Source organism: Kitasatospora sp. NPDC092286, assembly GCF_044755565.1.
In the GTDB taxonomy this organism is placed as follows: domain Bacteria; phylum Actinomycetota; class Actinomycetes; order Streptomycetales; family Streptomycetaceae; genus Kitasatospora.
In genome coordinates this window covers 56554-76505 of record NZ_JBIVRD010000021.1, presented here as the reverse complement: position 1 = coordinate 76505, position 19952 = coordinate 56554, and the positions used below count along the sequence as shown (strand labels likewise).

Below are 19952 nucleotides of genomic sequence, written 5' to 3'. Positions count from 1 at the left end.
CCGGCCCCCCCCGCGCGGGGGGCCCCCCCCCCGCCGGCCGGCCCCGGCGCCCCCCCCCCCCCCCCCGCCCCGCCCCCCCCCCCCCCGGGGGGCGGGCGGGGCGGGGCGGGGGGGGCGCCCCCGCCACGGCCCTCGGCCCGGAGGGAACAGCACGGCCCGGCCACTACAGGTGGGCCACGGTCCACGAACGCTGAAGCCGGCTCACCACGCCCGCACGAGCGGGGCCGGCGACAGGCGAGGGCTGCGGTGCCGCCCTCGCCTGTCGCCGGGAACCGCCGGAATCGACGTATCCGGCGGCTGCTCAGAACAGCGGGTACCGCCGCACGTAGACGCCCTGCTGACCGTCGGCACCGCCGGGGACGAGCGCGCCGCCGGAGGAGAAGCACCGTCGTGCCCAGCGCGTCGACGGCCGGGCTGCCCGACCCGGCCTCGACCTGGGTGCCGTCGGCCGCGACGCTGACCCGTTCGGTCCGGCCCGTCCACAGGTCGTGGCGGAAGACGTCCTGATGCCCGTTGGTGTCGCCCGGGACGAGGTTGCCGGAGCGCCGACGGCGTCGCCGCCTGCGCGGGCACACTGGCGCACATCAGCACGGTGAGCTCCTCGCACCGGCCGACAGCAGCCTCTCCGCCAGCACCCGACAGCGACTCGCGAGCTCCGGAGGGTCGAGCACCTCGAAGTCGTGCCCCAGCAGAAGCACGTGCATGAGCACGAAGTCGAGGCTGCCGGCGCCACTGAGCACCTCACAGAGCCCGCTCCCGCGCGGTCGCACCACGGCCGCCGACGCCGGGATCTGCGCGCGCACCGTGTCGGCCGACGCGTGCACGAGGAAGCTTGCCCGGTGCGGGTAGACCCGGCTCGCCACCCCCTCCTGCACATACGCCGCCGCGTCGGGCGCCGTGCGCGGGCGGAAGCGCCAGGTCCGTACGGACGCCTCGGTCATCCGGTCGACGCGGAAGCTGCGCCAGTCGTCGCGGTCGAGGTCGTAGGCGAGGAGGTACCAGCGCCGGTCGGAGGCGACCAGGCGGTAGGGCTCGACCCGCCGCCGTCGCACCCCGCTCCCGGACGGGTAGTCGAAGCCGGCCTCGACCTCGTCGCGGCAGGCTCTGGCCAGCGTCATGAGCACCTCGGAGTCGACCGGCGTGCGGCCTCCGCCGAAGAACTCCACCGAGCCGGAGAGCGCGCGCACCTCGTGCCGCAGCCGGGTGGGCAGCACCCGGTCGAGCTTGGTCAGCGCCCGGAGCGCGGTGTCGCCGGCGACCGCGCCACCCGCGCCGGCGAGCAGCGACACCGCGGTGGCGATCGCCTCCTCGTCGTCGAGAAGCAGCGGCGGCAGGTCCTGCCCCGGACCGAGCCGGTAACCGCCGCCGACACCGCGGCCGGCAAGCACCGGATAGCCGAGCGCGCGCAGCCGCTCGACGTCGCGCCGTACCGTGCGCGACGTGACCCGGAGCCGGTCGGCGAGCTCGGGGCCGGTCCAGACCTGACGCTGCCGCAGCAGCCCGAGCAGGGTGAGCACCCGCTCCGTCGTACCCCGCTCGTCACCGCGTGTCCCGTCCATGTCGCCCACTCTGCCAGGGGTAGCGGACCGATCCTGTCCGCCAGAGGTGTCAGGGTGGCTCCATGAACGCGGACGAGTCCTTCTGGCTGCCGGTGCCGGACGTCTGGAACCTGCCCGAAGTGCCCACGGCCGGTCCGGTGCCGCCCGTCCACCGCGAGCCGATCCACCGTCTGTCCGAGGTCCGCCCGCTGCGCGGCCTCTCCCCGCACACGAGACCCGCTACGAACGGAGCAACCCGATGAGCCGCCGCCTCCAGGTCACCTTCGACGCCCACGACCCGCGGGCGCTGTCGTCCTTCTGGCGCGACGCACTGGGTTACGTCCACCCCGGCCCGCCCGGAGTCGACCTGCCCGAGGACGCCGACCCGCTGGCCGCGTGGGACGACTTCCTCGCGCGGATCGGCGTACCGGAGGAGCAGCGCAACACGAAGTCGGCCATCGAGGACCCGGACGGGCACGGCCCGCGGGTGTTCTTCCAGCAGGTGCCGGAGGACAAGGTCGCCAAGAACCGCGTCCACCTCGACGTCCGCGCGGCTCCCGGGCTGCGGGGCGAGGAGCGGATGGCAGCGCTGGAGGTCGAGTGCGACCGGCTCGTCGCACTGGGCGCGACACGGGTGCGTCGCCACGAGCCCGCTCCCCCGATGAGCGCCGGCTTCATCGTGATGACCGACCCTGAGGGCAACGAGTTCTGCCTGGACTGACGCGGCTCGGCTGTGGTCGCGGAAAGCCGCAGGGGCTGACGTCGGGGCGGGCGCCTTGCGGGTGCCCGGAGTCGCCGCGGATACTCGGGTGCGCACCACGCACGGCTGCACGGGGAGCGGGGAGAGAGCCGCTGTGAGTCGGTCCCGTCTGCACCGCCGGATCCACCGGGACTTCCCCGAACCCGGGTCGGCCCCCGAGATCATCCGTCTGCTGGCGGAGTTCGACGCGGACTTCGGCCCCACGCACGGCCAGGATTCGGACCGAAGACCGACCCGCCGACCGGCGAGGGCTGAGGGACGGCTTCGAAGGCCCGGTCGGCCTCGGCCCCGGGCTCAGCGGTCGAGGTAGGCCAGGACGGCCAGGACCCGGCGGTTGTCGTCGTCGGAGGCGGGCAGGTCGAGCTTGGCGAAGATACTGGCCGTGTGCTTGGTGACGGCGCTCAGGGTGATGTGGAGCTGCTGGCCGATCGCCGGGTTGGAGCGGCCCTGTGCCATCAGTTCCAGCACCTGCTGCTCGCGGGGCGTCAGCGCCGTCGTGCGGCCGCGGGCCTCGCCGCGGCTGAGCAGTTTGGCGATGACCACCGGGTCCATCACGGTGCCGCCGCTCGCGACCCGGGTGACGGCGTCGACGAACTGGGCGGCGTTGGAGACCCGGTCCTTGAGCAGGTAGCCGACCGCACCGGAGCCGTCCGCCAGCAGCTCGCGGGCGTAGAGCCGCTCGACGTACTGGGACAGCACCAGGACGGGCAGGCCGTGGGTACGGCGCCGGGCCTCCAGGGCGGCCTGGAGGCCCTCGTCGGTGAAGGAGGGCGGCAGGCGGACGTCGACCACGGCGATGTCCGGCCGGTGGTCGGCGAGCGCCCTGCGCAGGGAAGGGCCGTTGTCGACGGCGGCCACGATGTCGAAGCCGTGCTCCTCCAGGGTGCGGACCAGTCCGTCCCTCAGGAGGAAGAGGTCTTCGGCGAGGACAACGCGCACGGGATCTCCAGGAGGATCGTGGTGGGGCCGCCGTCGGGACTGCGGACGGTCAGGGTGCCGTCGAAGACGGCGATCCGGCGCTGGACCCCGCGCAGACCGGTGCCCCGGGCGGGGTCCGCGCCGCCGCGGCCGTCGTCGGTGACCTCGGCGGCGAGCACACCGTCGCGGTGGCCGAGCCTGACCTCCACCCGCTCGGCACCGCTGTGCTTGGCGGCGTTGGTGAGCAGCTCGCTGACCGCGAAGTAGACCGCCGACTCGACGGGGGCGGCGGGCCGGCCCGGCAGCTCGGCCGTCACCTCGACGTCCAGCATGCTGTCGAGGGCGAGGGCGCGGACCGCGTCGGCGATGCCGCGGTCCGCCAGGACCGGCGGATGGATGCCGCGGATCAGGTCGCGCATCTCCTCCAGGGCGCGGGAGGAGGCCTCGCGGGCTCCGGCGAGCATGGACAGGGCGGCCTGCGGATCGTTGTTCACCAGCTTCTCGACGCTGTCGATGGTCATGCCGAGCGCGACCAGCCTGGCCTGGGCCCCGTCGTGCAGGTCCCGTTCGATCCGGCGGAGCTCGGCGGCCTGGGCGTCGGAGGCGTCGGCGCGGGTGGTGGAGAGATGGTCGACCCGCAGGCGCAGCCGGGCGGTCCGGGTCGGCGCGAGCAGGACCGCCGTCCAGCGGGCGTGCAGTCGCAGCGTCCACGGGCCGACCAGGAGGCCGGCGAGGATCAGCGCGAGGCCGACGGGTACTGCGGCCAGCGCGGCGCCGGACGAGTCCACCTGGATGACGGTGTACCAGTTGCTGCCGCCCGCGCGGTCGATCGGCCCCCAGACGAAGGGCTGGACCAGTGCTCCGTACACGCCGTACAGCACCAGCGCGCCCGGCAGCCCGGCGATGACGCCGCCGATCCACGGATCGGCACTCGCCCACACCAGGTCGCGCCAGGTGGCCGGGTCGCTCAGCAGGGCGAGGCAGGTACGGACCCGGCCGCCGAGGCCGGGCTCCCGCGGCGGCGTCGGGCGGTACGGTTCGGGGATCGCCACCCCCGTCCACCGCCCGGCGCGGCGGCGGGCGGTGCCGGCGAGCCGTCGCAGCGTCCCGACGGCGAGTGGGAGCAGGAGCAGCCCGACTCCGGCGCCCAGCAGCCAGATCGCGAGGTTGACCAGGCAGGCGACCAGCCCGGCCGACAGTGCCAGGGCCCACAGGGCCGCGGCCCGCCCCAGCGCGACCGGCCGCTCGGCCCACGCCGTACGGGCGGTGGCCGCCGTTCGGCGAGCGCTGCCGCCGGTGGTGGTCGGCGTGTCGTCCGGTGTACGGGTGGCAGAGGATCCGGTGTTCATCGGACGGCCTCCGTGCGCCGGACCCGGTGGCCGGCCACCGCCAGCGCGACCGCGACCGCGGTCGAGCAGCCGGCGAGCGCGGTCATGCCGGCGACGTCACCGCCCTCGATGTCCAGCACGCCGAGGGTGCCGAGATTGATCAGGCAGTGGAGGGTGCCGGCCACCAGGAGGGTCCCGGTACCGGCGCCCGAGACCAGGACGGCGAGTATCACCGAGACCGCGACGGTCATGACCATGAACGCCGTCATGAACGCGGCTCCGAACCGCAGGTACTGCACGTGCCAAGCCCCCCAGAGAACACCCACCACGACCGCTGCCGCCACCGGCGAACGGCCGGCCTCCAGCCGCCGCTGCAGAAAGACGCGCCAGCCCAGTTCCTCGCCGCACGCGCCGACCCACTGCAGGACGACCAGCAGCCACCACGGCCCAGCCAGTTGACCGGCGTCCGTGAGGTGCACCGGCCGTCCGGCCAGCGCGAGGACGCCGAGCGACAGCCCCAGCACCGCGACAACCAGACCCGCACCGGTCACGCAGCGAACGAGCACGTCACGGGTGGGCCGCAGCCACCTCATGCTAGCCGGACCGGCCGCGGGCCTCCTCCCCCGCCTCAGCAGCACCGTCACCACCACGGCGGCGACGGCGGGGCCGAACTGGGGGAGCATCAGCAGCCCGGGGTCGAGCGGGAGCATCGGCTGCAGAGCCAGCAGCAGACCGGCCACCACCCAGGTCAGCAGGGTGAACAGCGGGACCGGCCAGAAATCGCGGGCACGCGTCGCGGCGACGCGCTGCTGGGCATGGGACATCCGTGCACCTGTTCTTCTCGTCGGAGGTGTCGTTCTGACGACACCTACGACGATCGCGCCCGGCCCTGTGGCACGCACTGCACCGGACCTCACTCCGGGGGTGTACTTCTGCGCACCCCTGAGCACTTACCGGAGGCGGCAGACGGGCCCCGCACGGCCTCCGTGCTCAGTACGGCAGGTAGTAGCTGAGCACATCCGCGGTGAGCGGCGGGAGGAGTGCCCGGAACAGCTCCTCGTCCTGGGCGTAGACGTCGGGCCGGAGCCGGGTCAGCCCCTCGATCCCGTGCGGGCCGAACAGCAGGGCGGGCAGGTGGTCGGGCGCCACTCCGGCGCCTCCCGCGGTGCCGGGGCTCTGCATCGCGCCACCGGTGACGACCGCACCGAGACCGTCGGCGTGGACCGGGATCCGGTAGTGGGCGCCGAAGGTGGAGATGACGATGGAGCGGCCGGTGCGGTCGATCCCGGCTGTGGTGAGGCGGTCCCAGAGCAGCGGCCGCAACCGGTCGAGCAGCGCTGCGGTGTCCGGGACGCGGACGTAGTACTGCTCCGCCCGCGTGCGCGGTTCGTGGTCGAGGAAATCCTGCCAGGCCGCGGCGGTCACGGTGCCGGCCCGATGGACGACCCGGAGCCGGCTGTCGGGCGCCAGCGCGGCGACGCCGCGGAGCAGGCCACGCGCCGCCGCCTCGTCGACTGCGGCGGCCTCGGCCAGGAGCATGTCCTCACCGGGGGGCGTGGTGCGCCCGGTGGCGAGGACGGTACCGGCGTGTTCGAGGACCCAGAGCGTGCTGGCCTCGTGGGCCGCCAGCCATCGCCAGCACGCCGCCGAGTGCGGCATGGCCACGTCGAACCCGTTCTGGGCGGCGTCCTGCAAAGCCGCCATCGCGGGGATGTCGGAGGGCAGGGCCGCGCGGAGTACGGGCGTGCCGTCGCCGGGCGGCGGGGTGCGCACGGTCAGCGCCGGCGGTATGTCGATGGCGTACTCGTAGCCGAACAGCCGGTAGAAGTACGGAATCCCGATCATCGCCTGAATGACGTGCCCCCGGGCGGCGGAGCGGTCGTGGGCCCACCGCATCAACGCCCGTACGAGTCCACGCCCTTCGTATCCGCGATCGGTGGCGACCAGCTCGACCTGACCGGCGGGCAGGCGGACGCCGCCGATCCGCACCTCCTCGTCGAGGAGCGTCGCGGTGGAGACGACCCGGTCACCGTCGACGACCACGGCGCAGGCGGACCAGCCGACATCAGGGTCCGTGACGACCAGCCGGTGGTCGAGGGCGTCGTCCGCGTCACCGCGCTCGGCGAGGAGCGCGCCGATCTGGTCGAGGTCGGCGGGCTGCGCCTGCCGCAGGACGAGGCCGTCGGCCAGTGCGATGGGTGCGGGTGAGGCAGGAATCACTGTCACGACCGGACTATCGCACCGTTCGATCCGCCCCGTCCACGGGATTTCCACCGGTGCCGACGGAGCGCCGGCCAACGGGCTGGACGAGCATCCGGAGCCGATGCGGAACCGCGCGATGACCACGTGCACGCCCCTCGGCAAGCGGACCGGCCGTACACGAGCCACCGCGAGCCGCCGAAACGTCAGGATCGTTCGACGGCAGGCCTGTAGGGCTTGTCTGATAATTCGCGTCGCATCAGCGCGCGGCGGGAATGGTCAGACAGGCCCTAACCGCCGATCGCGGCGACGGCCTGGTTCCCCGCCTCCAGCACGAGCTGCCCGAGCGCGGTGCCCGCCGCGGGCATGACCAGCTCGACCAGCCGGTCGGTCGTGCGCCGCAGGAGACCGCGGTCCGGATGCGCGCGTGCGGCCTCGGCGGACAGGGTCCCGGCCTGCTCGGCCGCCTCGGCCTGCTGCTCGGGCGACAGCCCGAGGACGGGCAGGCTCTGCTGGGCGAGGCCGGCGAAGTGGATCAGCGCGGCCGGGTCGAAGCCGGCGGTGTTGTTCTGCGTGAAGTCCCGCTGGGAGCCGATGATGGTCCCCTGCGCGTCGGTCAGGTAGGTGTTGAACGTCGTCGTCCCAGGGGCCGTCTGCTCCTGCTGCACGAACTCCGACACGGTCTTCTCGCTCTCTGCGCAGTCGATGCCCCGCGCGGTCAGCCTGACAACGTAGCTGTCGGCGGGGCTGAGGAAGGTGTCCCTGGTCCGCGGGCCGAAGGGGCCGGTGTCCTGGTGGACGACGGCGAGTCCGCGGGCCGCGAGGTACCCGATGGCCTCGCACACCTCAGGTGCGGTGACCGGGTCACCGCAATAGGCCGGTTCGGTGTCCAGGAAGCCCGACGGCGGGTCGGCGTCGGCGCAACCGCTCTGCCGGCACCCCTGGCCGGGTTGCCCGTAGAGCCAGTCGAGAACGTCGGTGCGGACCGCGTTGTTGCGCCGGGGGCGGTTGTCGCGCTGCTCCAGCACGGCCGCCGCCTGGGCCCGGCCCACAGGTGTGAACCTGACGATGTCGGCGACGAGCGAGACGGGCCGCAGCAGGCCCTCGGCCGTCAGGGCCGCGCGCAGGCCTGCCGCCTGATGCTCGGGGATACCGTGCCCGGTGGCCCACTCCCGCACGTCGAACCCGCCCGCCGGACGGTCCGCGGTGGCGGTGTGTGCCCAGGCCAGCAGGGACGCGCGCTGGTGGTCGGGGTGCATGTGGGCGCCTTCTGGATGTCTGCGGTCGGCTGGGTGTGGTCCTGGGCGGGAGCGTACTCAGGGTCCGGCCCGAAGGTCACCCCCCGGCGGCCCGGGGGCAGGGACGAAGCGGGCGGTGGTCCGCCGACACCCCTCCTGCCGCCACCGCTTCCCTACTGCTCCGGCCTGACACCGGCCCAGCATCACCGACCCGCGGCGCCGCGGCAAGACGATGAGCCGCTTTTGAAGCCCGGCAGACTGCCGGGCGGGTCCTACGGGCCAGCCCTTAAGGGCGCACTCCGCTGCCCTTCAGATCGGGCCCCGCTCCGCACGGCGGGAGCCCGCCACCCCGCAGGGCCGGGGCACGGGCCCACCGTGGATCATGGACAGTGCCGACCACCCCCGGATCGACGGAAAGCGGTGCCACCATGAGTCCTCTCCCGCCCGACCCGACGGTGCTCCACCCCTTCCCCGACCAGCCGCGCGTGGTCCTGCTGAAACCGCTGGTGACCTCGCCACTGATCGAGGTCGGCGAGTACTCCTACTACGACGACCCCGACGACCCGACCGCGTTCGAGACCCGCAACGTGCTCTACCACTACGGCCCGGAGAAGCTGGTCATCGGGAAGTTCTGCGCGCTGGGCGAGGGCGTGCGGTTCATCATGAACGGCGCCAACCACCGTATGGACGGCCCCTCCACCTTCCCCTTCCCCATCATGGGCGGCGCCTGGTCCGAGCACTTCGACCTCCTCGCCGGCCTGCCCGCCCGCGGCGACACCGTCGTCGGCAACGACGTCTGGCTCGGCTACCGAAGCGTGGTCATGCCCGGGGTCCGCATCGGCCACGGCGCGATCATCGCCGCCGGATCGGTCGTCACCACCGACGTCCCCGACTACGCCATCGCCGGCGGCAACCCCGCCAAGGTCATCCGCTCGCGCTACCCCGACGGCGACGTCGCCCGCCTGCTGGCCGCCGCCTGGTGGGACTGGCCCGCCGACCACCTCACCCGGCACATCCGCACCGTCATGTCCGGGACCGTCGACCAGCTCGAAGCCGCCGCCCCCAGGCCCTGACCGCAGGCCCGCCGCCGACGGTCAGGTCCGCTCCCCCGTCCGGTCGTTCCGGTGGGGCTGAGGGCCGCTGTCGTAGCCATGGTGTTGACTCCCCGATGTGCACACCACCGCCCGTCCTCAGCTGGTCGAGTGGGCCTCGACCCCGGCCGATGACCGATCCCCGCCCGGCGCGACGCGTGGACGGCTGGAGCCGCGTCGCCCCGGGGCGAGCCCTGACCGCGAGCCCGGACCGCGCGCCTGACCACGCCGGGCCGCGCCGGGCGTGATCCACATCACCGCCGCGGGAGCGATGATTCCGTAGTGGCCGGAAGTCTTCAGTGTCGTAGGCCCGAGGGCGTAGCAAGCAGAGCAGGCAAGACAGAGGAGCACCACCGTGCGCATCGTGATCAGTGAGTTCATCAGCCTGGACGGCGTCGTGCAGGCCCCTGGCGGCCCCGAGGAGGACACCGACGGCGGCTTCGCCCACGGCGGCTGGTCGCACCCGTTCTTCGACCCGGAGGTGGTGGGCGGTGCCTTCTCCGACGCGCTGACCAGCGCCGCGGCACTGCTGTTCGGGCGCCGCACCTGGCAGACGATGGCCGCGGCGTGGCCCGAGCGGGCCGGCGACCCGTTCGCCGACCGGATGAACGCCATCCCGAAGTACGTCGTCTCCAGCACCCTGGGCGACTCCGGGCCGGTCTGGGACAACACCACCCGCATCCCCGGTGACGAGGCCGTCGCCCGCGTCCGCGAGCTGCGCAAGGCCGAGGGCGGCGACCTGCTGGTCATGGGGAGCCCCACCCTGGTGCGCACCCTCCTGAGCGAGGGCCTGGTCGACGAGCTCCGACTGGTGATCATGCCGGTGCTCCTCGGCGGCGGAAAGACGATCTTCCCGGACGACGGCGGGCTGCGCACGCTGGAGCTGGTCTCCACCGTCACCGGCAGCACGGGTGTGAACGTCTGCACCTACCGGCCCGTCGCCAAGCGGTAGCCGGCCGCGGCGGACGGGTCGGCGCCCGTCCGGACCACCACCGTCGGCAGGCCGCTCGGGACGGACCGAGCGGCCTGCCGGTGCGAGGGCCGCCGCCGGTTACCCGTCCGACTCCGCCTTGATGTAGTCGCCGTACTGCGCGGCCGTGAGCAGGTCGTCAAGCTGCTTGGGGGCGGACAGGGTGACGTCGACGATCCAGCCCTGCTCGTAGGGCTCCTCGTTGATCAGTTCCGGCGAGTCGTTGAGGTCCTCGTTGACGGCGGCGATCATGCCGGACACCGGCGTGTAGACCTCGGAGACCGCCTTGACCGACTCGACGGTGCCGACCGGCTCCCCGGCATCGAGGGCGGCGCCGGATTCGGGCAGTTCGACGAAGACGACATCACCGAGCTGGCGCTGCGCGAAGGCCGTGAGGCCGATCCTGACCTTCCCGTTGCCGGTGGACCGCACCCACTCGTGATCCCTGCTGTACTTGAGGTCCTTCGGAATGTCCGTCATGCCCGCCTCGCTTTCCTGGAAGCACTCTTGAGCCACCGTCACCTCACGTGACCGCGCACCCACGGAGAGCCTGCTACAGATCCGCCGCCCCGTCCGGGAGGCTCACCCGACCGGCGACCCGCGACCCGGGCCGAACTCAGTTCCCCGGAAGCCGAGTCGGCGCACCCGGTCGAGACGCCGACCGGGCTCCCGCGCCCCGGCCGGGGAGGCCGACGCCGCCGAGGCGGGTCGTCAGCTCGGACAACACGGCCATGTCCGCCTCACCCCACGGGGGCGCGGCGAAGATCTCCTCGGCGACCTGCTCGGCCGTGGCGCGCATCTCCGCGAGCCGTTCACGACCGGTGTCGGTGAGTGCCGCGTACGCCACCCGGGCGTCGCGGGCGTCCGGCTCGCGCGTGACCAGCCCGATGCGCTCCAGCGGCGCCAGCCCCCGGGTCACGCCCGAGGCGGTCAGGCCGAGCGCCTCGGCGAGGTCCACCCGGCGCAGCCGGCCGCCGGGCGACTGGCCCAGGCGCAGCAGCAGCGTGAAGTCGGCCAGGCTCACCCCGTGCAGGCCGCCGAGGCTCGCGTCGAAGCGCTTCACCAGGGCGGTCTGCGCCCGCAGGAGCCGCAGGGCCGCGTCCAGCGCATCACTCATGTGCCACCTCCTTGACCGCTCGACCCTAGCAGCTGGTTGAGCAGTCAAGGAGTAGTGCAGTATTCGGTCATACGAGTCCGGCCGAATCCCCGCGAGCGCCCGGGGTCAGGCGTCCTTCCGCGCGGCGGCGCGGCGCTGCCGCTTGCCGAGGGGGGCCTGGGAGAGGTCCTCGGCCTGCGACCTGAGGTTCTTGAAGGCGTAGCCCCGTTCATCCAGCCAGGCCTTCGCCGCGGCCTCGGCGCGTTCGGTCGCCTCCAGGATGTCCTCCTCGGCCTCGCCGGAGTCCTGGAAGCGGAAGGTGAACGCGGGCCGCGCCGCGATGTCGTAGCTGAGGTGCCCCTCGGTGGTGTAGGCCGCGTGCAGCACATCGTGCTCGGACGCGCGGGCCAGCAGCTCGGCGCGCTGCTCGGCGTCGAGCCCGTCGAAGGCACCGCGAACGGTGATCCGGAAGGTGCGAGTAGTGGTCATCCCCCGAGCCTAATCAGCGGGAGCGGTCCGCTTCCACCGCCTTTCGCGGGGCACCGGGGCCGCCCCCGACGGCCTGCCCGGCCGGCCGCCGGAGAGCGCGTCCGCACCCGCTCGCCGTCCGGGCCGACACCCGAAGGGCGCGCGGCGTACCGCCATGAGGCCGAAGCAGCCGGGGCGAAGCACGCGGGAACCGTGGACCATCGACCTGTGGGGCGCGCTGGGCCGCGCCGCCGTCTCCTATCCGAGAGGACCCTCCGATGCCAGACTTCCGGCCGAAGGACGATCACCTGATCGTCAAGCCGATCAGCGCGCCCGCCCTGCCCGACGCGGACACCCGCAAGGGCGAGGTGGTGGCGGTGGGACCGGGCAGGACCCTGGCGGGCGGCCGGCCGCACCCGGTGGACGTGAAGACCGGCGAAAAGATCATCTTCTCCCGGTTCTCCGGCTCGGAGGTCGAGGTGGACGGCGTGGTCTACGTGGAGCTTCCCGAGGACGAGATCCTCTCGGTGGCCGCCGAGTAGGCGGGCGCGACGGCCGTGCGGCACCGCTCCCGGCCCCGCCCGCACGGCAGCATCCCGAACCACACCATCCCCGACGGCAGCACCCCGGGCGCGACCGCCGCCGCCCCACGGGCCCCTCACCCCCTTGGAGACCCCCTATGACCGAGCAGCCGCAGGCCCAGATCGGCGTCACCGGACTGGCCGTGATGGGGCGCAACCTCGCGCGGAACCTCGCCCGCCACGGCTACCGCGTCGCCGTCCACAACCGCACCCGGGCAAGGACCACCGCACTGGTGGAGCAGTACGGACACGAGGGCGCGTTCGTCCCGGCCGACAGCACGGCCGGGTTCGTCGCGGCACTCGAACGCCCCCGCCGGATCGTGATCATGGTCAAGGCCGGCGAACCCACCGACGCCGTCATCGACGAGCTCCTCCCCCTGCTCGACGAAGGCGACGTGCTGGTGGACGGCGGCAACGCCCACTTCCTCGACACCCGCAGACGGGAGGCGGCCCTGCGGCAGCGCGGGCTCCACTTCGTCGGCACCGGGATCTCCGGCGGCGAGCAGGGCGCCCTGGAAGGACCGAGCATCATGCCCGGCGGCACCCCGGAGGCCTACCAGGTCCTGGGCCCGCTGCTGGAGGACATCGCCGCCGAGGTCGACGGAACCCCCTGCTGCACCCACGTCGGACCGGACGGCGCCGGCCACTTCGTCAAGATGGTCCACAACGGCATCGAGTACGCCGACATGCAGCTGATCGCCGAGGCCTACGACCTGCTGCGCCACGGCGGCGGCCTGCAGCCCGCCGAGATCGCCGAGGTCTTCCGGGCCTGGAACGGCGGCCGCCTGGAGTCGTACCTGATCGGGATCACCGCCGAGATCCTCGCCCACACCGACGCGGCGACCGGCCGGCCCTTCGTGGACATCGTGCTGGACCAGGCCGAGCAGAAGGGCACCGGCCGGTGGACGGTGCAGAGCGCGCTGGACCTGGGCGTCCCCGTGAACGGGATCGCCGAGGCGGTCTTCGCCCGGTCGCTGTCCGGCGGCGTGCCGCTCCGGCGGGCGGCGCACGACCTGCCCGGCCCGTCCGAGAGCTGGCTCGACAGCGCGGCGGCGGACCGCTTCGCCGACGACGTCGAACAGGCCCTGTACGCCTCCAAGATGGTGGCCTACGCCCAGGGCTTCCAGCAGATCCAGGCCGGCAGCGCCGAGTACGGCTGGCGGATCGACCCCGGCGCGATGGCCACCATCTGGCGCGGCGGGTGCATCATCAGGGCCCGCTTCCTGGACCGGATCAAGGCCGCCTACGACGAGGACAGGGAGCGCCCCACGCTCCTGACCGACGCCCACTTCCGGGAGTCGCTCGGCTCCGCGCAGTCCGCGTGGCGCCGGGTCGTCTCGACGTCGGCCCAACTGGGCGTTCCGGCACCCGGCTTCGCGACCGCGCTCGCCTACTACGACAGTCTGCGGGCCGAACGCCTCCCGGCCGCCCTCGTCCAGGGACAGCGGGACTTCTTCGGCGCGCACACCTACCGGCGGACCGACCGCGACGGTACGTTCCACACCCGCTGGGAGCAGGACGGGCGTCCGGAGGAACAGCGCTGACCGAACGGCGTGAGCCCCTGGCGGCCGCCGGGGGCTCACGCCGCCGTCCGGGTCAGGCCGTGCGCCGCAGCAGGGCCAGGTACATCGCGTCGGTGCCGTGCAGGTGCGGCCAGAGCTGGATGTCCGGGCCGTCGCCCAGCGCCGGGACGCCGGGGAGCAGCGGGCGGGCGTCGATCCACTCGACCCGGCCGCCCTCGTCCCGGAGCACGTCGTCGACGACGGCCCGGGTCTCGGCCAGGTGCGGCGAGCAGGTCGCGTAGCCGACCACGCCGCCGACCCGGGTGGCGTCGACGGCCGAGCGCAGCAGGTCGCGCTGGAGCGGGCCGAAGGCGGCGATGTCCTGCGGGCGGCGGCGCCAGCGGGCCTCGGGGCGGCGGCGCAGCGCACCGAGGCCGGAGCACGGGACGTCGACCAGGACCCGGTCGAAGCCGCCGGAGCGCCAGGCCGGGCGGGTGCCGTCGGCGGTGATCACGGTGTACGGGCCGGGGTTGCCCTCCAGCGCGCGGGCGACCAGCCGGGCCCGGTGCGGCTGCTTCTCGCTGGCCACCAGGGCGGCGCCGCGCCCGGCGGCCAGGGCGCCGAGCAGCGCGGCCTTGCCGCCGGGGCCGGCGCAGCCGTCCAGCCAGAGCCGGTCCGGTCCGTCCAGGGGAGCCGCCGCGAGGGCGAGCGCGACCAGCTGGCTGCCCTCGTCCTGGACGCCGGCCCGGTTCTCGCGCACCGCCTCCAGCGAGCCCGGGTCGCCGCCCTCGGCGAGCCGGAGCGCGACCGGGGACCAGCGGCCGGGTTCGGCCTCGGGCAGCGCTTCGGCCAGTTCGCCGACGGTGATCCGGCCGGGGCGGGCCACCAGGGTGACCTCGGGCCGCTCGTTGTCGGCGCGCAGCAGCTCCTCCATGGCGGTGCGGCCGGCGGCGTCGGGCTGCCAGCGGCCGAGCGAGTCCCAGAGCGCGGCGACCACCCAGCGGGGGTGGGAGTGCACGACGGCGAGGTGGTCCTCGGCGTCGTCGTCGTACGGCGGGGCGACCTGTCCGATCCACTCCGCCAGGTCGCGGGCGCTGATCCGGCGCAGGACGGCGTTGACGAACTTGGCCTTGCCGTCGCCGAGCACCACGCGGGCCAGTTCGACGGTGGCCGAGACGGCGGCGTGGCTGGGGATGCGGGTGGTGAGCAGCTGGTGGGCGCCGAGCGAGAGCACGTCCAGGACCGGCGGGTCCACCTTGCTGAGCGGGCGGTCGACGCAGGCGGCGATGATCGCGTCGTAGGTGCCCTGGAGCCGCAGGGTGCCGTAGACGAGTTCGGTGGCGAGGGCGGCGTCGCGGCGGTCCATGCCCTTCTGCTCGGCCTCGCGGAGCAGGGAGGGAAGGATCAGGTTCGCGTAGGCGTCGCGCTCGTCGACGGCGCGCAGGGCGCGGAAGGCGACGATCCGGGCCGGGTCCTTCTTCGGACGGCGGTGCGGGCGGGGGGCGCGCTTGGCGCTCGGTGTGGTCACAGGTGCCTCAAGGTGCTGCGGTGATTATCGGACGAACAGTCGAACAGTAACGCCAAACGTCGGGCCCTGGCCCCCGGCCTTCTCCGCTCCCTCAGACCTCGAAGCGCTCGCCGGACTCGATCCGGGTGCCCCGCGCCCAGTCCGCCGCCCGCATCGGCTTCTTGCCCTGCGGCTGGACCTCGCCCAGCTCGACCTCGTGGCTGCCGGTGCCGACCCGGATGCTCTTCTTGCCGACGGCCAGCTCCCCGGGTGCCAGCTCCGCGGCGTCCGTCAGCAGCTTCACCGGGCCGGAGACCTTCAGCCGCTCACCGCGGAAGAGCGTCCAGGCGCCGGGGGCGGGGGCGCAGCCGCGCACCAGGCGGTCGATCCGCAGCGCGGGGTGGTTCCAGTCGATCCGGGCGTCCTCGACGGTGATCTTCGGGGCGAGCGTGATGCCCTCGGCGGGCTGCGGGACGGCGTGCAGGGAGCCGTCCGCGATGCCGTCCATGGTGGCGGTGAGCAGACGGGCGCCGGAGTGGGAGAGCCTGGTGAGGAGTTCGCCGCTGGTGTCGGTGGGGCGGACCTCCTCGGTGATCACACCGTAGACCGGGCCGGAGTCGAGGCCCTGCTCGATCAGGAAGGTGGACGCTCCGGTGACCTCGTCGCCCGCCAGCACGGCGTGCTGGACGGGGGCCGCGCCGCGCCAGGCGGGCAGCAGCGAGAAGTGCAGGTTGACCCAGCCGTGCTTGGGGATCTCCAGGGTGCCCGGGCGCAGCAGCGCGCCGTAGGCGACCACCGGGCAGCAGTCGGGGGCGAGTTCGGTGAGCCGGGCGACGAAGTCCGGGTCGCTGGGCTTCGCCGGCTTGAGGACCTCGATCCCGGCCTCCTCGGCGCGCTGGGCGACGGGGCTGGCGACCAGCTTGCGGCCGCGCCCGGCGGGGGCGTCGGGGCGGGTGACCACCGCGACGACCTCATGCCGGTCGGAGGCGAGCAGGGCGTCCAGGGCGGGAACGGCGACCTCGGGGGTGCCGGCGAACACGAGGCGCATCAAGTGCCTTTCTGGTGGGCGGAGTTCAGCAGCGGAAGCGGGGGTTCAGCGCGCGGCGCCGAAGGTGCCGTGCGGGGAGATCCTGACGACGGGGGCGGGTCCGTCGCCCCACTCCGTCTCACGGATCGCCTTCATCGCGGCCTTGCGCTGCTCGCGGTCGAGGCGGTCGATGAAGATGATCCCGTCGAGGTGGTCGGTCTCGTGCTGGATGCAGCGGGCGAGCAGCTGGGTGCCGTCGATGGTGACCGGGTCGCCGTGCATGTTGAAGCCCTTGGCGACCACGCCGTACGCGCGCTTGGTGTCGTAGCGCAGGCCGGGCAGCGAGAGGCAGCCCTCGGGGCCGTCCTGCTCCTCCTCGGTCAGCGACAGGTCGGGGTTGATCAGATGACCGGTGACGCCGCCCACGTGGTAGGTGAACACCCTGAGGGAGACGCCGAGTTGAGGGGCCGCCAGGCCGGCGCCGGGGGCGTCGAGCATGGTGTCGGTGAGATCCTGGACCAGCTTGCGCAGTTCCTTGTCGAACGTGGTCACCGGCTTCGCGGTGGCCCGCAGGACGGGGTCTCCGAAGATGCGGATCGGCTGGATCGCCACGGGGTACGGGCTCCTGTCCGTCGGGTTCGGGCTGCTCGCCACAGGCGGGTCACGGGGTGGGCCGGGGGCCGGCCACCGGCAAGTCTATGCAATCGTCCCGGGCCGTCCGGCGGCCGTGCTCGGCCCACCGGCATATCCCGAGTCCGTCCGGCTGCGTGACCCCGGCCCCCATTCGGGCGTTGGTCAAGTGAGATTGACCGGGGCCGGGCAGAACGGGACACCGCGACCCGGCCGAGCCGAACCGTACGGAAGGTGGCGCGTAAGCCATGGCTGAGCAGATCAACCACGACGCCCGGGCCCGGGCCAGCCTGCACCTGCTGGTGCGGGACATCGAGCGGGTGCGGCGGCAGGTCGACGCGCTGCGGACGCTCACCGCCCAGCTGGGCAACGTCTACCGGCCGCGCCGCCCGAGCACCTCGGCCGGGTTCGTGGTGTACGGGCGGGCGCCCGCACCGACGGTGCGCCTGGCTCAGGAGCTGCGGGAGAGCGTGGAGACACTGGTGGCGGCGGCGGTCGAGTTCGACCGGGCGCTGGGCTTCTCCTGGGATTCGGTGGGCTCCGCCCTCGGGGTCACCAAGCAGGCGGTGCACCGGCGGTACGGGATGCGCCGGCCCACCAGCGAGCTGCTCGCCGCGGGCGGGGTGACGGCCTCCGGCGTCCCGGGGGTGCCGGGGCAGGGCCGGTCGGACCGCTCCGAGGAACTGCCGGCCGCCGCACCCGCCCCGAGCGGACTGGCCACCACCGTCCCGGCGGCCCGCCAGGGCGGCCTGGACCGCAGCACGCTGGACCGGGCGGCCCTGGACCGGTCCACGGCGGACCGGGGCGGACTGGACCGCGCCGGCGTGGACCGCGGCGGCATCCCGCTGCGCGGCTGACCAGGGCGGACATCGGGCGGCACGGTCGGGCTCACCCAACGGGCCCGGCCGTCCCCGCCCGCCCCGCCTCAGCCCGGCCCGGGCCCGGCCACCAGCCCGGCCGCCCTCGCCTCAGCCGATGTCCAGCGGATCGATCCGCACCTTCACCGCCTCCGGCGTCCGCAGCGCGATCCGCGCGATCTGCGCCGCCTTGAGCGCCGCCGCCAGCGCCGCCCCCTGTCCGGGCGGCACCCGCAGCAGCGCCCGCTCCTGCTCCTCCCCCCGCAGCTTCGGCACCGGCACCGGGCCCAGCACATCGGCGCCCTCCGGCAGCCGGACCAGGCCCAGCAGATCGGCCACCGCCGCCGGACTGCCCGCCACCGAGGCCATCCGCGACACCGGCGGGAAGTGCAGCTGCGCCCGTTCGTCCCGCTCCAGCCCGGCGTGGCCCATCGGGTCCCAGCGGACCAGCGCCTGCACCGGCCGCGCGGTCGGCTCCGCGACCACCACCACCGTGCCGCCCTCGGTCGAGGGCCGGACCAGCGCGGCGGCCGCCAGCCAGAGCCGCAGGGTCTCCTCCCCGGCCCGCAGGTCCGGGCGGCCGAGCAGCGCCCAGCCGTCCAGCAGCAGCGCGGCCGCGTAGCCGTCCGCCCCTTCGACCACCGGCTCGGCGCCCGGGGTGGAGATCACCAGCGCCGGCTCCGCGGGGACGGTCGCCAGCACCGCGTCCCGTCCGGAGGTCCGGACCGGGATCCGGGGGAACGCCTTCCCCAGCTCCTCCGCCGTCCGCCGCGCACCGACCACCTGCGCCCGCAGCCGGAACGACCCGCACTCGGCGCAGTGCCAGTCGTTCTCCGCCTCCCCGCACCAGCCGCAGCGCAGCGGCGCGTCGGACGACGCGGCCTCCAGCGGGCCCTCGCAGTGCCGGCACCGGACCGGCGTGCGGCAGCGCCCGCACGCCAGCCGGGGCACGTACCCGCGCCTCGGCACCTGGATCAGGACCGGCCCGCCGCTCGCCAGCGCGTCCCGCGCGACCTCCCAGGCCACCGACGGCAGCCGGGCGGCCTGGGCGGCGGCGTCCCGGTGCTGGTCCTGGTCGGTGACGGTCCGGACCCGGGGCGCGACCTGCCGGACGGTCTCCCGGTCGGCCGCCAGCGGCCGGGCCCACCCGGTGCTGACCAGCTGCGCGCCCTCCACGGTCACCGTGTGCCCGCCCAGCAGCACGCCCGCGCCCTCCTCGGCCGCGCGCAGCAGCGCGACCTCCCGGACGTGCGGGTGCGGGGCGCGCGGATCGCTGTGGCTGCTGTCGCCGTCCGACCAGACGACCACCAGCCCGAGGTCGCGCACCGGCGCGAACATGGTGGCGCGGGTGCCGATGACGGCGTGCACCGAGCCGCGGCTCACCTCCAGCCAGCGCCGGTAGCGCTCCCGGGGCCCGAGATCGGCCACCAGGGTGGCGTGCTGCCCGGCGCCGAGCAGTTCGGTGAGCGCCCGGTCGACCCGGGCGGTGGTGCGCCCGTCCGGCAGGACGACCAGCGCGCCGCGCCCGCTCGCCAGGGTGGCGGCGACGGCGCGGGCGATCTCGTACGGCCAGCCGGGGCCGGGCAGCGCCGTCCAGACCGCGCGCGGCGCTCCGCCGCCGGCCAGCGCGGCGAGGAAGTCGGGCCCGGCGGGGTAGCGCTGCCAGCCACCGGGGGCGGGCGCGGCCGGCCGGGGCCTGGGCGGCGGGGAGGGCTCGGCCTCGGCCTTGGCGTGCCGGGGCGGGATCGCCAGCTGGAGGACGTCCGCCAGGGTCCCCGCGTAGCGGTCGGCGACGGTCCGGCAGAGCCGCAGCAGCTGCGGGGTGAGCACCGGCTCGGGCGAGAGCACCTGGGCGAGCGGCGCCAGCGGGCCGGGGAAGTCGCTTTCGGGCAGGCGCGCGACGATGAACCCGTCGTGCAGTTCCCCCCCTTCGCGCTGGCCCTTCACCACGCGCGCCCCGAAACGCACCCGCACCCGCGCGCCGGGCCGGGCGTCCTCCGCCATCGCGGCGGGCACCTCGTAGTCGAAGAACTTGTCGATGGTCAGCACGCCCTTGTCGACCACCACCCGGGCCACCGGCAGGTGCTCGGCGCGCTTGGCCCCGCGCCAGGTACGGGGCTTGGCCCGGCGCACCGTCTCCCGGATGAACGCGAGCTGCTCCGGCGCCCCCGCACCGCCCCCGCCGCTCTCCTCTTCGCTGCTCATCGCTCCAAGTACTACCAGGTCACACCGACATCGGGCA

20 protein-coding genes are annotated in these 19952 nt (G+C 74.4%); 7 read left to right on the top strand and 13 right to left on the bottom strand.

What is annotated here, in order from left to right; all coding sequences use genetic code 11:
- Positions 1–584: 584 nt before the first annotated feature.
- The gene (locus tag ACIQIB_RS22035; protein WP_400759898.1) at positions 585–1559 is read right to left on the bottom strand and encodes a helix-turn-helix transcriptional regulator; all 975 of its coding nucleotides are present in this window, start codon (positions 1557–1559) and stop codon (positions 585–587) included.
- A gap of 62 nt (positions 1560–1621) precedes the next feature.
- On the opposite strand from ACIQIB_RS22035, the gene ACIQIB_RS22030 reads away from it, so the two are divergent.
- Both ACIQIB_RS22030 and ACIQIB_RS22025 read left to right on the top strand, forming a co-directional pair.
- Entirely contained in the window at positions 1622–1801 is a 180-nt protein-coding gene (locus tag ACIQIB_RS22030; protein WP_400759896.1) for a hypothetical protein, read from the top strand.
- Complete coding sequence (locus tag ACIQIB_RS22025; RefSeq protein ID WP_400759895.1) at positions 1798–2259, top strand: VOC family protein; 462 nt, start codon at positions 1798–1800, stop codon at positions 2257–2259. Before ACIQIB_RS22030 ends, ACIQIB_RS22025 begins: the two co-directional genes overlap by 4 nt.
- A gap of 333 nt (positions 2260–2592) precedes the next feature.
- Here ACIQIB_RS22025 and ACIQIB_RS22020 read toward each other — a convergent pair whose 3' ends face one another.
- The 5 genes from ACIQIB_RS22020 to ACIQIB_RS22000 form a co-directional block, all read right to left on the bottom strand.
- Positions 2593–3237 (bottom strand): response regulator transcription factor, encoded by a 645-nt coding sequence (locus ACIQIB_RS22020; RefSeq protein WP_363610404.1) that lies wholly within the window; start codon positions 3235–3237, stop codon positions 2593–2595.
- Positions 3201–4565: a sensor histidine kinase gene (locus tag ACIQIB_RS22015; RefSeq protein ID WP_400759893.1), complete on the bottom strand. Its 1365-nt coding sequence runs from the start codon at positions 4563–4565 to the stop codon at positions 3201–3203. Before ACIQIB_RS22015 ends, ACIQIB_RS22020 begins: the two co-directional genes overlap by 37 nt.
- Positions 4562–5368, bottom strand: a complete 807-nt coding sequence (locus ACIQIB_RS22010; protein WP_400759891.1) for a CPBP family intramembrane glutamic endopeptidase — start codon at positions 5366–5368, stop codon at positions 4562–4564. The genes ACIQIB_RS22015 and ACIQIB_RS22010 overlap by 4 nt, the downstream gene beginning before the upstream one ends.
- Positions 5369–5534: 166 nt before the next feature.
- Positions 5535–6770 carry a GNAT family N-acetyltransferase gene (locus ACIQIB_RS22005; protein WP_363610410.1) on the bottom strand — a complete coding sequence of 412 codons (1236 nt, stop codon included), beginning with the start codon at positions 6768–6770 and terminating at the stop codon, positions 5535–5537.
- A gap of 263 nt (positions 6771–7033) precedes the next feature.
- Positions 7034–8002 (bottom strand): hypothetical protein, encoded by a 969-nt coding sequence (locus ACIQIB_RS22000; RefSeq protein ID WP_363610412.1) that lies wholly within the window; start codon positions 8000–8002, stop codon positions 7034–7036.
- Between the two features lie 407 nt (positions 8003–8409).
- Here ACIQIB_RS22000 and ACIQIB_RS21995 point away from each other — a divergent pair, with 407 nt between their 5' ends.
- Both ACIQIB_RS21995 and ACIQIB_RS21990 read left to right on the top strand, forming a co-directional pair.
- Complete coding sequence (locus ACIQIB_RS21995) at positions 8410–9054, top strand: CatB-related O-acetyltransferase (RefSeq protein ID WP_363610414.1); 645 nt, start codon at positions 8410–8412, stop codon at positions 9052–9054.
- 373 nt (positions 9055–9427) lie between these two features.
- A complete protein-coding gene (locus ACIQIB_RS21990) occupies positions 9428–10024 on the top strand; it encodes a dihydrofolate reductase family protein (RefSeq protein ID WP_400658206.1) in 597 nt (198 codons plus the stop codon).
- A 99-nt stretch (positions 10025–10123) separates the two neighbouring features.
- Here the strand turns inward: ACIQIB_RS21990 and gcvH are convergent, their stop codons facing one another.
- The 3 genes from gcvH to ACIQIB_RS21975 form a co-directional block, all read right to left on the bottom strand.
- On the bottom strand, positions 10124–10522 hold the full coding sequence (gene gcvH / locus ACIQIB_RS21985) for a glycine cleavage system protein GcvH (RefSeq protein ID WP_363610418.1): 399 nt from the start codon (positions 10520–10522) through the stop codon (positions 10124–10126).
- A gap of 136 nt (positions 10523–10658) precedes the next feature.
- Positions 10659–11159, bottom strand: coding sequence for a MarR family winged helix-turn-helix transcriptional regulator (locus ACIQIB_RS21980; protein ID WP_400759885.1), 501 nt, complete (start codon positions 11157–11159; stop codon positions 10659–10661).
- Between the two features lie 105 nt (positions 11160–11264).
- A complete protein-coding gene (locus ACIQIB_RS21975) occupies positions 11265–11627 on the bottom strand; it encodes a DUF6204 family protein (RefSeq protein ID WP_400759882.1) in 363 nt (120 codons plus the stop codon).
- A gap of 257 nt (positions 11628–11884) precedes the next feature.
- Here ACIQIB_RS21975 and ACIQIB_RS21970 point away from each other — a divergent pair, with 257 nt between their 5' ends.
- Positions 11885–12148 (top strand): co-chaperone GroES, encoded by a 264-nt coding sequence (locus tag ACIQIB_RS21970; protein WP_363610424.1) that lies wholly within the window; start codon positions 11885–11887, stop codon positions 12146–12148.
- A 137-nt stretch (positions 12149–12285) separates the two neighbouring features.
- Positions 12286–13731: an NADP-dependent phosphogluconate dehydrogenase gene (gene gndA / locus ACIQIB_RS21965; RefSeq protein ID WP_400759880.1), complete on the top strand. Its 1446-nt coding sequence runs from the start codon at positions 12286–12288 to the stop codon at positions 13729–13731.
- Positions 13732–13783: 52 nt separating this feature from the next.
- Here the strand turns inward: gndA and ACIQIB_RS21960 are convergent, their stop codons facing one another.
- The 3 genes from ACIQIB_RS21960 to def form a co-directional block, all read right to left on the bottom strand.
- Complete coding sequence (locus ACIQIB_RS21960; protein ID WP_363610428.1) at positions 13784–15217, bottom strand: transcription antitermination factor NusB; 1434 nt, start codon at positions 15215–15217, stop codon at positions 13784–13786.
- 91 nt (positions 15218–15308) lie between these two features.
- The gene (gene fmt / locus ACIQIB_RS21955) at positions 15309–16244 is read right to left on the bottom strand and encodes a methionyl-tRNA formyltransferase (RefSeq protein WP_400658213.1); all 936 of its coding nucleotides are present in this window, start codon (positions 16242–16244) and stop codon (positions 15309–15311) included.
- 45 nt (positions 16245–16289) lie between these two features.
- Positions 16290–16835 carry a peptide deformylase gene (gene def / locus ACIQIB_RS21950; protein WP_400759877.1) on the bottom strand — a complete coding sequence of 182 codons (546 nt, stop codon included), beginning with the start codon at positions 16833–16835 and terminating at the stop codon, positions 16290–16292.
- Between the two features lie 266 nt (positions 16836–17101).
- On the opposite strand from def, the gene ACIQIB_RS21945 reads away from it, so the two are divergent.
- Positions 17102–17710, top strand: coding sequence for a hypothetical protein (locus ACIQIB_RS21945; RefSeq protein WP_400759874.1), 609 nt, complete (start codon positions 17102–17104; stop codon positions 17708–17710).
- Between the two features lie 111 nt (positions 17711–17821).
- Here ACIQIB_RS21945 and ACIQIB_RS21940 read toward each other — a convergent pair whose 3' ends face one another.
- A complete protein-coding gene (locus ACIQIB_RS21940) occupies positions 17822–19915 on the bottom strand; it encodes a primosomal protein N' (protein ID WP_400658216.1) in 2094 nt (697 codons plus the stop codon).
- Positions 19916–19952: the final 37 nt, after the last annotated feature.

Excerpts from the sequence above, each read along its gene's own strand:
- ACIQIB_RS22000 (WP_363610412.1), bottom strand. The coding sequence starts at position 8,002 with ATGCACCCCGACCACCAGCGCGCGTCCCTGCTGGCCTGGGCACACACC.
- ACIQIB_RS21945 (WP_400759874.1), top strand. The coding sequence starts at position 17,102 with ATGGCTGAGCAGATCAACCACGACGCCCGGGCCCGGGCCAGCCTGCAC.
- ACIQIB_RS22035 (WP_400759898.1), bottom strand. The coding sequence starts at position 1,559 with ATGGACGGGACACGCGGTGACGAGCGGGGTACGACGGAGCGGGTGCTC.
- ACIQIB_RS21995 (WP_363610414.1), top strand. The coding sequence starts at position 8,410 with ATGAGTCCTCTCCCGCCCGACCCGACGGTGCTCCACCCCTTCCCCGAC.
- gcvH (WP_363610418.1), bottom strand. The coding sequence starts at position 10,522 with ATGACGGACATTCCGAAGGACCTCAAGTACAGCAGGGATCACGAGTGG.
- fmt (WP_400658213.1), bottom strand. The coding sequence starts at position 16,244 with ATGCGCCTCGTGTTCGCCGGCACCCCCGAGGTCGCCGTTCCCGCCCTG.
- ACIQIB_RS22010 (WP_400759891.1), bottom strand. The coding sequence starts at position 5,368 with ATGTCCCATGCCCAGCAGCGCGTCGCCGCGACGCGTGCCCGCGATTTC.
- ACIQIB_RS21940 (WP_400658216.1), bottom strand. The coding sequence starts at position 19,915 with ATGAGCAGCGAAGAGGAGAGCGGCGGGGGCGGTGCGGGGGCGCCGGAG.
- ACIQIB_RS22025 (WP_400759895.1), top strand. The coding sequence starts at position 1,798 with ATGAGCCGCCGCCTCCAGGTCACCTTCGACGCCCACGACCCGCGGGCG.
- ACIQIB_RS22030 (WP_400759896.1), top strand. The coding sequence starts at position 1,622 with ATGAACGCGGACGAGTCCTTCTGGCTGCCGGTGCCGGACGTCTGGAAC.
- ACIQIB_RS22015 (WP_400759893.1), bottom strand. The coding sequence starts at position 4,565 with ATGAACACCGGATCCTCTGCCACCCGTACACCGGACGACACGCCGACC.
- ACIQIB_RS21975 (WP_400759882.1), bottom strand. The coding sequence starts at position 11,627 with ATGACCACTACTCGCACCTTCCGGATCACCGTTCGCGGTGCCTTCGAC.
- ACIQIB_RS21980 (WP_400759885.1), bottom strand. The coding sequence starts at position 11,159 with ATGAGTGATGCGCTGGACGCGGCCCTGCGGCTCCTGCGGGCGCAGACC.
- gndA (WP_400759880.1), top strand. The coding sequence starts at position 12,286 with ATGACCGAGCAGCCGCAGGCCCAGATCGGCGTCACCGGACTGGCCGTG.
- ACIQIB_RS21970 (WP_363610424.1), top strand. The coding sequence starts at position 11,885 with ATGCCAGACTTCCGGCCGAAGGACGATCACCTGATCGTCAAGCCGATC.